General features: G+C 73.1%; 13 protein-coding genes, 1 pseudogene and 1 riboswitch. Of the genes and pseudogenes, 7 read left to right on the top strand and 7 right to left on the bottom strand.

Translation table 11 applies throughout. The features are described 5' to 3' along the window. Positions 1-582 (top strand): annotated as a pseudogene (locus ACWDYF_RS30660) (2-oxoacid:ferredoxin oxidoreductase subunit beta); the annotation flags it as partial. A gap of 15 nt (positions 583-597) precedes the next feature. Here ACWDYF_RS30660 and ACWDYF_RS30655 read toward each other — a convergent pair. Next, the gene (locus ACWDYF_RS30655; RefSeq protein WP_051115874.1) at positions 598-1020 is read right to left on the bottom strand and encodes a winged helix-turn-helix transcriptional regulator; all 423 of its coding nucleotides are present in this window, start codon (positions 1018-1020) and stop codon (positions 598-600) included. Between the two features lie 89 nt (positions 1021-1109). Here ACWDYF_RS30655 and ACWDYF_RS30650 point away from each other — a divergent pair, with 89 nt between their 5' ends. The 3 genes from ACWDYF_RS30650 to ACWDYF_RS30640 all read left to right on the top strand — a co-directional run bounded on the left by ACWDYF_RS30650 (position 1110) and on the right by ACWDYF_RS30640 (position 3483). Further along, on the top strand, positions 1110-1964 hold the full coding sequence (locus ACWDYF_RS30650) for an SDR family oxidoreductase (protein WP_037897383.1): 855 nt from the start codon (positions 1110-1112) through the stop codon (positions 1962-1964). Between the two features lie 218 nt (positions 1965-2182). Next, the gene (rarD, locus tag ACWDYF_RS30645) at positions 2183-3199 is read left to right on the top strand and encodes an EamA family transporter RarD (RefSeq protein ID WP_389470983.1); all 1017 of its coding nucleotides are present in this window, start codon (positions 2183-2185) and stop codon (positions 3197-3199) included. 71 nt (positions 3200-3270) lie between these two features. Next, positions 3271-3483: a hypothetical protein gene (locus ACWDYF_RS30640; RefSeq protein WP_389470762.1), complete on the top strand. Its 213-nt coding sequence runs from the start codon at positions 3271-3273 to the stop codon at positions 3481-3483. A gap of 25 nt (positions 3484-3508) precedes the next feature. Here ACWDYF_RS30640 and ACWDYF_RS30635 read toward each other — a convergent pair whose 3' ends face one another. Further along, positions 3509-5062 carry a tetratricopeptide repeat protein gene (locus ACWDYF_RS30635; RefSeq protein WP_389470765.1) on the bottom strand — a complete coding sequence of 518 codons (1554 nt, stop codon included), beginning with the start codon at positions 5060-5062 and terminating at the stop codon, positions 3509-3511. Positions 5063-5239: 177 nt separating this feature from the next. On the opposite strand from ACWDYF_RS30635, the gene ACWDYF_RS30630 reads away from it, so the two are divergent. Then, positions 5240-5746, top strand: a complete 507-nt coding sequence (locus ACWDYF_RS30630) for a DUF6668 family protein (RefSeq protein ID WP_037873718.1) — start codon at positions 5240-5242, stop codon at positions 5744-5746. A gap of 48 nt (positions 5747-5794) precedes the next feature. Here ACWDYF_RS30630 and ACWDYF_RS30625 read toward each other — a convergent pair whose 3' ends face one another. The 4 genes from ACWDYF_RS30625 to ACWDYF_RS30610 form a co-directional block, all read right to left on the bottom strand. Next, complete coding sequence (locus ACWDYF_RS30625; protein ID WP_389470768.1) at positions 5795-6694, bottom strand: ABC transporter permease; 900 nt, start codon at positions 6692-6694, stop codon at positions 5795-5797. Then, on the bottom strand, positions 6681-7700 hold the full coding sequence (locus tag ACWDYF_RS30620) for an ABC transporter ATP-binding protein (RefSeq protein WP_381736763.1): 1020 nt from the start codon (positions 7698-7700) through the stop codon (positions 6681-6683). Before ACWDYF_RS30620 ends, ACWDYF_RS30625 begins: the two co-directional genes overlap by 14 nt. Before the next feature lie 80 nt (positions 7701-7780). Then, positions 7781-9037: a LolA family protein gene (locus ACWDYF_RS30615; protein WP_389470771.1), complete on the bottom strand. Its 1257-nt coding sequence runs from the start codon at positions 9035-9037 to the stop codon at positions 7781-7783. Between the two features lie 440 nt (positions 9038-9477). After that, positions 9478-10488 (bottom strand): polyprenyl synthetase family protein, encoded by a 1011-nt coding sequence (locus ACWDYF_RS30610; RefSeq protein WP_018568293.1) that lies wholly within the window; start codon positions 10486-10488, stop codon positions 9478-9480. A 675-nt stretch (positions 10489-11163) separates the two neighbouring features. Next, positions 11164-11353: riboswitch (cyclic di-AMP (ydaO/yuaA leader) on the top strand. Positions 11354-11355: 2 nt separating this feature from the next. Between ACWDYF_RS30610 and ACWDYF_RS30605 the strand changes: the two genes are divergently transcribed. Further along, positions 11356-11844, top strand: a complete 489-nt coding sequence (locus tag ACWDYF_RS30605) for a transglycosylase SLT domain-containing protein (protein ID WP_381736765.1) — start codon at positions 11356-11358, stop codon at positions 11842-11844. 34 nt (positions 11845-11878) lie between these two features. Here ACWDYF_RS30605 and ACWDYF_RS30600 read toward each other — a convergent pair whose 3' ends face one another. Continuing rightward, on the bottom strand, positions 11879-12691 hold the full coding sequence (locus ACWDYF_RS30600; RefSeq protein ID WP_018568291.1) for an HAD-IIB family hydrolase: 813 nt from the start codon (positions 12689-12691) through the stop codon (positions 11879-11881). A gap of 198 nt (positions 12692-12889) precedes the next feature. Here ACWDYF_RS30600 and fahA point away from each other — a divergent pair, with 198 nt between their 5' ends. Continuing rightward, on the top strand, positions 12890-14104 hold the full coding sequence (fahA, locus tag ACWDYF_RS30595; protein WP_018568290.1) for a fumarylacetoacetase: 1215 nt from the start codon (positions 12890-12892) through the stop codon (positions 14102-14104). Positions 14105-14294 lie beyond the last annotated feature (190 nt).

Raw genomic sequence — 14294 nt, 5'->3', positions numbered from 1 at the left:
CCGATGGGCTCCCTCGACGCCCCCTTCAACCCCGTCTCCCTCGCCCTCGGCGCCGAAGCCACCTTCGTCGCCCGCACCCTCGACTCCGACCGCAAGCACCTCACCGAGGTCCTGCGCCAGGCCGCCGCCCACCCCGGCACCGCCCTCGTCGAGATCTACCAGAACTGCAACATCTTCAACGACGGCGCCTTCGACGCCCTCAAGGACAGACAGCGCGCCGCCGAGGCCGTGATCCGCCTCGAACACGGCCGGCCGATCCGCCTGGGCACCGACGGCGAACGCGGCGTCGTACGCGACCGGACCACCGGCGACCTGCATGTCGTCACCGTCACCCCGGACAACGAGGCCGACATCCTGGTCCACGACGCGCACGCCGCCTCCCCGACCACCGCGTTCGCCCTCTCCCGCCTCGCCGACCCCGACACCCTCCACCACACCCCCGTCGGAGTCTTCCGCGACATCGAACGCCCGGTCTACGACACCCTCATGGCCGACCAGCTCGACACCGCGGCACAGCAACAGGGCACAGGCGACCTGGCCGCCCTCCTCGCAGGCAACGACACCTGGACCGTCGTCGGCTGAGGACGAGCCGCTTCCTCACGAGGCCCGGACGGCTTCCGTCCGGGCCTCGTCGTACGTCTGCCTGGCCCGCGCCACGTCCGGCATGCGGCGGTGGGTCCACTCGGCGAGGGTGCGCACCTGCTCGGCGGCCTCCCGGCCCAGCCCGGTCAGGGAGTAGTCGACGCGCGGCGGGATCACGGGCCGGGCGTCGCGGTGGACGAGGCCGTCGCGCTCCAGGGTCTGGAGCGTCTGGGCGAGCATCTTCTCGCTGACGCCCTTCTCGCTCACCCGGCCGATGGCGCGGCGCAGCTCGCTGAAGCGGTGCGGCCGCTCCAGCAGCTCGATCAGGACGAGCACGCCCCAGCGGCTGGTGACGTGCTCCAGGACGAGCCGGTACGGGCACATCGCCTCGGCGCTCACGGTCCGGGACGCGGCACCAGTCACTGCGCTTACTGTCATATAGGTACCTTACTTCAAAGTGGGTACTTTCTTTTGGTTAGCGTCACTCCTAGGGTGGCTGCCAGAGCCACCCACAAGGAGATCCCCTCATGAGCATCGTCGTCACCGGAGCCACCGGACACCTCGGCCGCCTGGTCGTGGAGCAGCTGCTGGAGAAGGTTCCGGCCGAGCAGGTCACCGCCGTGGTCCGCACCCCGGAGAAGGCCGCCGACCTCGCCGAGCGCGGTGTGCGCGTCGCGGTCGCCGACTACAACGCGCCCGAGACCTTCGACGGCCTCTTCGCCGCCGGCGACAAGGTGCTGCTCGTCTCCGGCAACGAGTTCGACAAGGGCCGCGTCCAGCAGCACCAGGTCGTCATCGACGCCGCCAAGGCCGCCGGTGTCGCCCTGCTCGCCTACACCAGCGCCCCCGGCAGCCTGAAGGCCGCCCTCGCCGACGACCACCGCGGCACCGAGGAGGCCCTGCTCGCCTCCGGTCTGCCGTACACCCTGCTGCGCAACGGCTGGTACCACGAGAACTACACCGAGAACCTGGCCCCCGCCCTGGAGCACCGCGCCGTCGTGCACGCCGCGGGCGCCGGGCGGCTCTCCTCCGCGTCGCGCGCCGACTACGCGGCCGCCGCCGTCGCGGTCCTCACCGGCGAGGGCCACGAGAACAAGACGTACGAGCTGGGCGGCGACCAGGCGTGGGGCTTCGCCGAGTTCGCCGCGGAGCTGAGCCGGCAGACCGGCGAGGAGATCGTCTACCGCGAGGTCTCCGTCGAGGAGTTCCAGGCGGTCCTGACCGGCGCCGGGCTGCCCGAGGCGTTCGCGGCGATCCTCGCCGGGGTGGACGCCTCCATCGAGAAGGGCGAACTGGTCGTCGACAGCGGTGACCTGTCCCGGCTGACCGGCCGTCCCACCACCCCGCTCGCCGAGGCGATCAGCGCCGGACTCAAGGGCTGACCCACCGGGCGTTCCCGCGCCGGGCGCCTCCGCCTGTCATGACCGTATGGCGATACGGGCATGACAGACGGGGGTGCCCGGCGCTACCTTCGTGCTGGCCGCGCCGGGACGCGGCCGCGCGGCCTGGCGGCCGGGCATGCCACGAAGGAGGGTCCGTGAGCGAGAAGTCGGCCGGCGAGCGGCGCACAGGACTGCTGAACGGCTTCGCGGCCTACGGGATGTGGGGCCTCGTGCCCCTGTTCTGGCCGCTGCTCAAGCCCGCCGGGGCGATGGAGATCCTCGCCCACCGGATGGTGTGGTCCCTGGTGTTCGTGGTCGCCGCGCTGCTCGTCGTGCGGCGCTGGGCCTGGGCCGGGGAACTGCTGCGCCAGCCGCGCAGGCTCGGCCTCATCGTGATCGCCGCCGCGGTGATCACCGTCAACTGGGGCGTCTACATCTGGGCCGTGAACAGCGGGCACGTCGTCGAGGCGTCCCTCGGCTACTTCATCAATCCGCTGGTCACCATCGCGATGGGCGTGCTGCTCCTCAAGGAGCGGCTGCGGCCCGTGCAGTGGGCGGCGGTCGCCACGGGCGCCGCCTCCGTGCTGGTGCTCGCCGTCGGCTACGGCCAGCCGCCGTGGATCTCCCTCTGCCTCGCCTTCTCCTTCGCCACCTACGGCCTGGTGAAGAAGAAGGTCGACCTCGGCGGCGTCGAGTCGCTGGCCGCCGAGACCGCGGTGCAGTTCCTGCCCGCGCTCGGCTATCTGCTGTGGCTGGGCGGGCACGGCGGCGCGACCTTCGCGAGCGAGGGCGCCGGGCACGCCGCGCTGCTCGCCTCCACCGGCGTCGTCACCGCGCTGCCGCTGGTCTGCTTCGGCGCGGCGGCGATCCGGGTGCCGCTGTCCACGCTGGGGCTGCTCCAGTACCTGGCGCCGGTCTTCCAGTTCCTGCTCGGCGTCGTCTACTTCCATGAGTCCATGCCGGCCGAGCGCTGGGCCGGGTTCGCCCTGGTGTGGCTGGCGCTGACCCTGCTGACCTGGGACGGGCTGCGCGCGGCCCGCCGGGCGGCCCAGGCCCGCGCGGCACTCGCCGCGGCGGGCAGGGCGGTGGCGGGACAGCCCGCGCCACTGGCGGACGCCGTACCGGCGCAGGCACAGGCGTCGGACTCGGCACCGGCACCGGCACCGGCACCGGCACCGGCACTCGACGCTGCGGCCGAGGGTGCGCGGTCGGCCACGGGCGCGATGGAGGCGTAGACCGGCCGAGCAGGCTCGGGGGCCGGACGCGGGCCCGTCAGGGCGTCGTCCGGCCGTGCGCGCGGTCGGCGGTGAGCAGGAACAGCGCGTCACGGACGGTGCTCGTCATCGACGCCGCCCACCCGCACGCGCAGGCCGACTTCTGGGCGGGCGCGCTGCACTACGAACCCGAGGACAACAGCGCCCTCGTCGGGCAACTGCTCCAGTACGGCGCGCTGAAGGAGCCCGCCGGGCAGTGGGTGGTGACGGCGGACCCGGAGGGCAACGAGTTCTGCGTGCACTGAGCCGCTCAGCCACTCAGCCACTGAGTCACCGGGTCGCCGGGTCACTGGCCCCGGACCGCCTGCCGGCCCGCTCGGTGAGGCGCTCCATACGGATGCGGGCGGACTCCAGTTCCTCGATGTCCTCGGCCGCCGGACCGTCCTCGGCGGCCAGCTCGGTCCACAGGCCGAGCAGTTCGCCGCCCAGACGCAGCCCCTCCTCGGGATCACGGACGCCCCGCCAGGCGGTGGCCGCGCTGCGGACGTTGCCGTACGCGCCCTCGGCGTCGTCCGCCGCCCGGTGGATACGGGCCAGGTCGAGCGAGAGCGTGAAGGCGCGCTCGGGCTCACCGGCCAGATAGGCGATGTACGCCGACAGCTCCCGCACCCGCAGCACCTCGGGATGCGTCGCGCCCAGCGTGCCGGACGCCTCCGCGACCGTGCGCTCCGCCAGGGCCGCCGCCTCCTCGATCTGCCCGGCGCGCACCGCCTCGTTGACCTGGGCGAGGGGCTCGGCCAGCAGAACGGCGCCGCCCTCACCGGCCAGGGTCCGGGGATCGTCGCCGAGCACGGCCTCGGCCACGGCGTCGAAGCCGCGCGCGGGGGTGGGCCTGGGGTCCGGGTCGAGGCCGGTGACGGACTCGGGGTCGATGACGGGGGCGACGGCGGGCCGGGGGACGGAGACCGGCAGCGGCGCGGGCTCCGCGAGTTCGGGTGCGGGGCCCGGCACGACGGCCGGGCGCGTACCGGTGGTCGCGGGACGCTCCGGGTCCATCACCGGCGGCGGGCCGAAGCTGCCCGTGGGGGCCACCGCCGTGCCGGGCGGCAGGACCGGGGCCGGTGCCGCATCCGAGGCCGCATCCGGATTCGCATTCGCATTCGCATTCGGAGCGGGATGCGCGGTCGGGCCCGCGGTCGGTCCGGCGGTCGGGTCTGCCGTCGGGTCTGCCGTCGGGTCCGCTGTCCGGGCAGGGTCCGGCCGGTCGCCGTCCGGCAGGTCGCGCGCGGGGCGCAGCACGAACGTCGGCGACGGCTCCGACGCCCTCTGTGCTCCCCGTGCCTCCGTCGCCCATCGCGGGCCCGAGCGCGGCCCGGATGCCGGTCGCGGCTCCCCCGACGGGCGCGGGAGCCGGCGCAGGACGTGGGTCGGGCCCTCGTCCGGCAGCGGCCGGTTCGTCTCGTAGCGCTCCCGCCGCTCCCGCTGCTGCCCCTGTTCCCGGTGGCCGGTTTCCGGGACGGGCTCCAGCGGGGGCGGCGCGGTGCGCAGCGGCTGGGCCGTGAACGTGCTGGAGCCGTCGCCGTGGACCCGGAGCGGGACGACGTAGCCGATGCGTTCGTCGGTGACCGTCGCGAGGACGGGACGGCCGGTGGTGAGGGCGATGCGGTGGAGGTGGTTCAGCACGGTCTGCTGGATCTCCTCGCCGGGCGCCGGGTCGACCCGCACCCCGGCGACCGAGGCCCAGGCCCCGGCTCCCCCGCCGTCGCCGTCCCCGGATCCGGCCGTGGGCACGGGCACGTGCACGGCGATCGGTGCCGCCACGGTCGTCGCCGCGCGCGCGGCGCGCTTCTGTTCCCGCTTCTTCTCGCGGCTCAGTCGGTACATCGGCTCCCTCACTCGGATGCGTGCCATCCGGCCCTGCGCGTACTGTCGAGTGTCGCTGCTCGCCTGCGGTTTCCACGTCACCGCGACGTCACAGACTCGCACCAGGAACCGCTGACCTGTGACCGGAGTAACGCGGCGAGCGCCAAGATCGTCGTGGTGACCACGGAGGGAACGGGCATGCGAACAGACATGCAGCAGGGACCGGAGATATGGATCCGCGGGCCGGTGTCCGCCGAGCCGCCCGGCACGGCACCCTCCTATGCCTCGCCCCGCCGCTACTCCTGGGTGGCGACCCACGGCGGCGCGGGTACGACCACGCTCGCGGCGGTCTACGGCGGCCACGACTGCGGACGCGACTGGCCCGCGCCCGGCGCACCGCGCTCGGTGCTGCTCGTCGCCCGCACCCACGCGGCCGGTCTCGACGCCGTGGTGCGGGCGCTGGAGGCGTTCCGCGGGGGCGGGGCACCGGCCGGGCTCGACCTGGACTCCGTGGTGCTCGTCGCGGACGCGCCCGGAAGGCTGCCGCGCCCGCTCGCGCAGCGTCTTGAACCGATCGAGTCCGTCGTCGATGTGCACCGCGTGCCGTGGGTGGCGGCCTGGCGGCTCGGCGACCTCAGCGGCCCGCCGCCGCGCGAGGCGGAGCCGCTGGCCCGGCTCACCGGCACGGCACGAGCCGCCCGCTGACCCCGTACGGACGGGCCCCCGCAGCCGCGGACGGACGGCCGCCGCCAGCTAGGCGGTGATGTCCTTCGCCGTGAACCGGGCCCACGCCGCCGAGCCGAACACCGCCGCATACAGCGCCTGGAGCTCCAGGTTCTTCACCAGGTCGTCCCAGTAGACCGGCTGGCGCATGAGATCGGCGAAGGACAGCCAGTAGTGCGGGAAGAGATACGGCTGCACGGCGTGCAGCTGCGGTATCTGGTCGACGATCTGCACGGTGATCAGCAGGCCGACGGTCGTCGCCATCGCCGCGACACCGCTGTTGGTCAGGGTGGAGACGAACAGGCCGAGAGCGGCGACACCGGTCAGGGAGAGGGCGACCACCACGGCGATGAGCAGGGCCCGGCCCAGCCCCTCGGTGAAGGTGATCTGGGTGCCGGAGATCGTCGTCAGGCCGCCCAGCGGGAAGAGCAGCGCGCCCACGGCGAGCGCGGAGACGGCGACCACCAGGGTGGCGGCCAGGCAGAAGACCAGCACCGTGGCGTACTTGGTGAGCAGCAGGCGGGTGCGTCCGGCGGGGGCGACCAGCAGATAGCGCAGGGTGCCGGAGCCGGCCTCGCCCGCGATCGCGTCGCCCGCGACCACCCCCACCGCGAGCGGCAGGAAGAACGGCAGGGTCGCGGCCAGGGCGGTGAAGACCAGGAACAGGCCGTTGTTGGTGATCTGCGCGATGAACGCCGGTCCCTCGCCGCCCCCGCCCGCCGCCCGTGAACCGTCGCCCGTCTCGATCCGGACGGCCACCCCGACGAGGATCGGCACGGCGGCCAGCACGCCCAGCAGGGCGAGGGTGCGCCAGCGCCGGAAGGTGACGGCCAGCTCGTTGCGCAGCAGTCCGAGCGACCACAGCGGGTTCGGCCGGGCCGGTGTGCCCGCCCCGGGTGCGGCCAGGTCCGCCGCTTCAGCCCGCGACATCGAATCCCTCCCCGGTCAGTGCCACGAACGCGTCCTCCAGGGAGGCCCGCTCGACGCCGAATCCGCGGACGCGCACGCCCGCCGTCACCAGGGCCGCGTTCACCTCGGCGAGGTCGGCCGCCGGTGGTTCGCCGGTCACCCGGCCGTCGGTGACGGCGAGGTCGCCGATGCCCTGTTCCTTCAGGACCCGGGCCGCGTCCGCCGTGTCCGGGGTGGTGACCACCAGCCGGCCGCGCGCCCCGGCGGCCAGCTCGGCGACCGCGCCCTGGGTGATCAGTCTGCCGTGGGCCATGACCGCCGCGTGGGTGCACACCTGCTCGATCTCGTCGAGCAGATGGGAGGAGAGGAAGACCGTCGTGCCGTCCAAGGCCAGCTCCCGCACGAGGGAGCGGATCTCCCGCATGCCCTGCGGGTCCAGGCCGTTGGTCGGCTCGTCCAGGACGAGCAGCCTGCGTGGCCGGAGCAGCGCGGCGGCGAGGCCGAGGCGCTGCTTCATCCCGAGGGAGTAGGCGCGGGCCTTCTTGCCGGACGCGGCCGTCAGGCCCACGCGGTCCAGTGCCGCCGCGACGCGGGCGCGGCGGGTGCGCGGATCGGCGGTCGGGTCGGCCGCGTCCTGGCGCAGCAGATTGTCCCGCCCGGAGAGGAAGCCGTACAGGGCGGGCCCCTCGATCAGCGCGCCCACCTGCGGGAGCACGGTGCGCGCCGACCGGGGCATGGGCCTGTCCAGGACGTGCGCCGTGCCGGAGGTGGGTTCGATGAGGCCCATCAGCATGCGGATGGTGGTGGTCTTCCCGGAGCCGTTGGGACCGAGGAAGCCGAAGACGCTGCCCGCCGGGACGGCCAGGTCGAGGCCGTCGACGGCGAGCTGTCCGCCGCGGTAGCGCTTGGTGAGCGCGCGGGTGCGGATGACCTGGCCGTCGTCAGCGCCGCCGGCACCGCCATCGCCCCCGCCGGGCACGGGCGCGGCCGTGGCCGCGCCCGGCCGCTCGGCGGACACCTCGTCCATCGGCTTCCCCCGATCCGTCGTGCTGTCGTGCTGTCGTGCTGTCGTGCTGTCGTGCTGTCGAGCGTCGTGCCCGGACGCGGCTACTTCGCGGCGTCGGCCGCCTTCACCAGCGCGTCCTTGGTGACGGCGCCGACGTAGACCTTGCCGTCGTCCGTGATCAGCGCGTTGACCAGGCGAGTGGAGAAGACCGTGCCCTTGCCGAAGGAACCGCTCACGTGGTCGCCGAGCGAGCCGAGGAAGCCGCCCAGGTCGCCGCCCGCGGCGGAGCCGGCGTCGGTCGGGAGGCCGCCCTTGCCGCCGGTGTCGAAGACGGCGATGGAGTTCCAGCCCTCGCCGATGACCTCCGGGCCGGTCTTGTCGAGGCCCTTGCCCCGGGTGAAGTCCTTCCCCGGGGTGAGGCCCTTGTGCGAGGCGCCCGGCGGCAGGGCGTGCTCGCCCGCCTTGCCGTCCTTCTCCTCGGTGATCTTGGCGCCCTTGGGCGGGGTGAAGTCGAAGGTGGAGGCGGTCGGCCGGTCGAAGCTGACCTGGGTGAAGCCCGCGTCCACGACGGCGGCGCCGCCGCTCGCCGGGGTGAGGGTGAACTTGAGCGGCAGCCCGGTGGCGGAGTCCACCGCAATGCTGATCGCCCCGACCGTGGTGCCCGAGGCGTGCCGGGGCTTGATCACCAGCTTGTAGGCGTCCCGCCCGGCGACCTGCGCGGTGCCGTCGACCGTCACCGAGGTGGTGTCGTCGACCGACTTCAGGGCCTCGTCGGCGAAGTCCTTGGGCGTGGCCGGGAGCTTGTCCTTGCCCTCGCTCCTGTCCTTGGCGCCGTCCTGGGGGGCGGTGGAGTGGTAGACCTCGTTGGACTTGCTGTCGTAGCCCCAGACGTCCTTGCCGTTGTGGACGAGGCTGTACTCGGCGGCGCTCTCGACGAGCGAGACCTTCTGCCGGTCCGGGCCGTCGGCCGCGACGCGCAGCGTGTGCGTGCCGGAGGCCAGCTCGGTCAGCTTGGAGCTGGGGTCGGCGGACGAGCCGTCGCCGCCGCCCAGGGCGCCGGAGGCGAGGCTGCTCTCCAGACCGCCGAGGTTCGGCAGCCCGAGGTCGGTGGTGATCTTGACGGTGCCGGACAGGCGCTCGACGTCCGACTTGGCGATCTTCTCGATGAGTTGCTGTGCGGTGATCTTCGGCAGGTCGGGGTCACCGGAGTCGGCGAGTGCCGGGACGAGCCCGATGGTCGCCGCCGCCACCCCCACCACCGCGACCGGGACGCCGTAGCGGGCGGCCTTGCGGCGCGCCGAGGCGCGGTCGCCGGCCTCCGGGGTGTCCCTGGTGTCGTCGGATTCGTACGGTGCCATGTGTGCCTTACCTCCGTCGTCGGCGGCGGCTGCCCGTGTGCACTGCTCCCACCCCAAGCCGCCATTCTCACCCGAATCGGTGAGGAGTGGTGTGGTCCGTGCTTCCATCTGACCAAATCGGCCGCGACGAAGCGTCAGACCGCGGAGCCAACTCCGTGTACGCCTGCGGTATGACACACGAGGGCGGCTTCTCCACCACCCCGTAGGGGTCGGGGTGGAGAAGCCGGCCGGAACCCCCGCCGGGACCAGGTCCGGCCGGGTGGAGAGGCGGGACCGGGGGGTGGAGAGAACCGGCGGGAAGAGGCACGTCGGGCCCCGGCCGACCGGGGCCGGGGCCGGATCCGGGTAGGCGGGCCTGGCCGACCCGGCGTACCAGCCGACCCGGCGTACCAGCCGACCCGGTGCACCAGCCGACCCGGTGCACCAGCCGACCCGGTGCACTAGCCGACCCGGTGGACCACCGCGTCGCACAGCTGGAGCAGGGCCACCTTGGCGCCGCACTCCTTCAGCGGGGCCAGCGCGGCCCGCGCCTCCTCGGCGTAGCGGACGCTGTCCCGCCGGGCCTGTTCGAGCGCGGGATGGGCGCGCAGCGCGGTCAGCGCCTCGGCGTGCCGGGCGTCGTCGCTCAGGTCGGAGTCGAGCAGTTCGCACAGCGCGATGTCCTCGGCGAGCCCGAGCCGGGCGGCGCGCTCGCGCAGCCGCAGCACCGGCAGCGTGGCGACGCCCTCGCGCAGGTCGGTGCCGGGGGTCTTGCCGGACTCCCGGGAGTCGGAGGCGATGTCGAGCACGTCGTCCGCGAGCTGGAAGGCGACGCCGAGCCGCTCCCCGTACTGCGTCAGCACGTCCACGACCCTCTCGTCGGCGCCGGACATCATCGCGCCGAACCGGCACGAGACAGCCACCAGCGAACCGGTCTTGCCGCCCAGCACGTCCAGGTAGTGGTCGACCGGGTCCCGGCCGTCCTGCGGTCCGGCGGTCTCCAGGATCTGCCCGGTGACGAGCCGTTCGAACGCGAGCGCCTGGACCCGGACGGCCTCCGGGCCGAGGTCCGCGAGGATCTGGGAGGCGCGGGCGAAGAGGAAGTCGCCGGTGAGGACCGCGACCGCGTTGTTCCAGCGGGTGTTGGCGCTGGCCACCCCGCGCCGCACGGCGGCCTCGTCCATCACGTCGTCGTGGTAGAGCGTGGCCAGGTGGGTCAGCTCCACGACCACGGCCGAGGGCACGATTCCCGGCGCGTCGGGGTCGCCGAACTGGGCCGCGAGCATCACGACCAGCGGCCGGAACCGCTTGCCGCCCGCCTTGACGAGGTGCTGGGCGGCCTCCGTGATGAACGGGACCTCGCTCTTGGTGGCTTCGAGCAGCCCTTCCTCGACAGCCGCCAATCCGGCCTGGACATCGGCTTCGAGAGCCTGGTCCCGCACGCTCAGCCCGAACGGCCCGACGACGGTCACGAGGGGTCTCCTGTCTGCTGGTGTCTGCTGGCGCTTACACGGTTTGTCGATAGGTCGCTGCCATCACTCAAGTCAGCGTATCCGGTCACGTTTCGATCACCGATAGCGCCCACCGATACAGGCCAGGTGGTATCGGATCACGACCGATATGTTTTCGATCACCACGTATGAACAGATATTTATCGACTTGCTCTTCCCTGCCTCTCCCTCGCCACCCCCGCCCCCCTTCCACCTTCCCCCTCCCCCACTTCCCCCTCCTCCAGCCTCCTCCCTCACTCCCCCCACCGCGCCCACTCTCCTCCTACACGCCGCCCGTGCCCACGTACGTACGAACAGGGCCAGGGCCTCACCGACCGTGATGCCCGTCACTTCCAGCCCTACGAGTCCGATTTACCCTTATTAGTATTTCAATTCCCCTTGGGGGCAAATGCTCCTGGCCGGATTATTCCGTGAGCTGCATCACGCGCACCTCCACCCCCCGCCACGGCCCGCCGACCCCCCGCTCCCCGTCCCCCGCAAGCGAGTTGACCCTTGGCAATCGCAAAGGATCAAGCGGCCAAAATGCCCTGGATCAAGGTCAACTAGGACGATGTATGCATCAGGTACTTGTTCGGGACATGTGCTCTCGCATACGTTCCGGGCCAGTCGAGCGGACGCCGAATCCTGCCAGCGCTCGATGACCACCCACCGACAGCTCATGGCAGGAGCGGGGGACCCAGGTAAGTCGCCGGGCCGGAGCGCCGTACGTCCTACGTCGTACGCCGCGCCGGAACGGCTCGGGGTGAAGCCGTGCTCTCCGGAGCCGGCCGGGCACCTCCCCGCCCGAACCCGACAGCTCACCTCGCAGGCGACGGAGAGGAAATCCCCATGTCTGCACGTCGTCCCAGCCGCTCCCGCGCCGCTCGTCTCGTCCGCACCCTCGCCGTCTCCGGCACCGGTGCCGCGATCCTCGCCCTGCCGCTGATCGGGGCGTCCGGCGCCTCCGCGGCCACCCCGACCGCCGCCACCGCCACCACGGCGAGCACGGTCGCCTACCCGAACACCCTGGACGGATGGATCCGCGAGTCGCTCGCGGTCATGGCCCAGAAGGGCATTCCCGGCACGTACAACGGCATCCACCGCAATGTGATGCGCGAGTCCTCCGGCAACCCGCTGGCCATCAACAACTGGGACTCCAACGCCGCCGCGGGCATCCCCTCCAAGGGCCTGCTCCAGGTCATCCAGCCGACCTTCAACGCCTACCACGTGGCCGGCACGTCGTTCGACATCTACGACCCGGTCGCCAACATCACGGCCGCCTGCAACTACGCCGCCGCGCGCTACGGCTCCATCGACAACGTCAACAGCGCGTACTGACGGGCAGCCGCGTGCCGGCCGGCACGCGGCGGGCTCAGACGAACAGACGATCGAGGACGACGGCGACGCCGTCGTCCTCGTTCGACGTGGTGACCTCGTCGGCGACCGCCTTCAGCTCCGGGTGGGCACCCGCCATCGCCACCCCCCGGGCCGCCCACCGGAACATGGGGATGTCGTTCGGCATGTCGCCGAAGGCGAGGGCGTCCCCGGGGCCGAGTCCCAGCCGCGCCGCGGCCAGCGCGAGACCGGTCGCCTTGGTGATGCCGCAGGGCTGGAGCTCGACGGTCCCCGGGCCCGACATGGTCACCGAGGCGAGCGGGCCGACCGCGCCGCGGGCCGCCGCCGCCAGCTCGTCGTCGGACAGCCGGGGGTGGCGCAGCAGCACCTTGCTGATGGGCGCGCGCCACAGTTCCTCGCGCCGCCCGACCCGCTCGGCGGGCAGCGTCGGGTGCGGCATGCGGTACCCCGGCTCGATGAGCGTGCGGCCGTCCACGCCGTCCTGGTCGACCGCCGCGTACACCTCACCCACCTCCGCCTCGATCTTGCCGAGCGCGGTCTCGGCCGTCTCCCGGTCGAGCGTGACCGACCACAGCATGCGGTCGGCCCCGGCGTCGTAGAGCTGGGCGCCCTGGCCGCACACCGCGAGCCCGGTGCCGCCGAGGGACCTCAGCAGCGGGCGGACCCGCGGCGCCGGCCGTCCGGTGACGACGAGGTGCCGGGCACCGGCCGCCGCCGCCCGGCCGAGCGCGGCGCGGGTCCGCCCGGACACGGAGTCGTCGCCGCGCAGCAGCGTGCCGTCCAGGTCGGTGGCGATGAGGGCGTACGCGGGGGCAGCGGATGCGGGCATGATCAGAGAATACGGATCCGCCAGGCGGGTGACGGGCGGAAACCGGACGACGTCCCTCCGCCGTGTCGTCGGGAGACTCCTCGGACCCTGCCCAAGACAGCGGCCTCCCCCGTAACGTGTGGCGCGACCACATGAACGTGTGGCCAGACACCCATGTCCCCCATGGAACACCGGCACACGAAAGAGAGGCAGTACCCGATGCCCCCCTTCGAGGTCCCCGAGGGCGACCCCTTCGGTCCGCACAACCTTCCCTACGGTGTCTTCTCGCGCGCCGGATCGCAGGAGCGGACCGTGGGCGTCCGGCTCGGCGACCACGTCCTCGACGCGGGTGCGGCGGCGCTGGCACTCGGCTCCCCGTACGCCGCCCTGCTCGCGCGGCCGACCCTGAACCCGCTGCTCGCCGCGGGCCGCACCGCCTGGTCGGACGTGCGGCGCGCGCTGACGGCGTGGGTGACGGTGCCCGCGCACCAGGAGACCGTGGCCCCCTTCCTGCACCCGCTCTCCTCGGTGACCCTGCACCTGCCCTTCGAGGTCGCGGACTACGTCGACTTCTACGCGTCCGAGAACCACGCGCGCAACGTCGGGCAGATCTTCCGCCCGGACGCCGAGGACTCCCTCACCCCCAACTGGAAGCACCTGCCGATCGGTTACCACGGCCGCTCGGGGACGGTCGTCGTCTCGGGCACGGACGTCGTACGCCCCTCGGGACAGCGCAAGGGCCCCGCCGACCCCGCGCCCGTGTTCGGCCCGTCGGTCCGGCTGGACATCGAGGCCGAGGTCGGCTTCGTGGTCGGGGTGCCCTCGCGGGCCGGGCAGCCGGTGGCGCTGGCGGACTTCCGCGAGCACGTGTTCGGGCTGTGCCTGCTCAACGACTGGTCGGCGCGGGACGTGCAGGCGTGGGAGTACGTCCCGCTCGGCCCGTTCCTCGGCAAGTCCTTCGCCACCTCCGTGTCGGCGTGGATCACCCCGCTGGACGCGCTGGAGGACGCGCGGACGGACCCGCCGCACCGCACGCACCCGCTGCTGCCCTACCTGGACGACACCGGCGAGGAGCCTGGCGGCTACGACCTGCGGATCTCCGTCGCGATCAACGGCCACACGGTGTCCGAGCCGCCGTTCTCCACGATGTACTGGACGGCCGCGCAGCAGCTCGCCCACATGACGGTCAACGGCGCCTCCCTGCGCACCGGCGACCTGTACGGGTCGGGCACGGTGAGCGGACCGGAGCCCGGCCAGCGCGGCTCGCTCTTGGAACTCACCTGGAACGGTCGCGAACCGCTCGAACTCCCCGACGGCAAGCGCGCGTTCCTGGAGGACGGGGACGTGGTGACACTGACGGCGTGGGCGCCGGGCGCGGACGGGGTCCGGGTCGGCCTGGGCGAGGTGAGCGGGCGGATCGTGGCGGCGGGCTGAGCGGTCCGGCCCCCTTCCCCGGGGACGGCGGAGGGCGCCTCGCAGCACGGACCGGTTGCCGCCGGACCCTGACTCGTGGCGCCCGTCCCCGTCATACTGGCGGTAACGACACGCACCGTCCCGCGGCACCACAGCACGGCACCATCCCGCACGGCACCACCGCACGGCACGATCCACCGTACGACCCCAC

The sequence above is a fragment of the Streptomyces sp. NPDC003284 genome, assembly GCF_053589675.1.
This window is presented reverse-complemented; position numbering and strand designations above follow the sequence as displayed.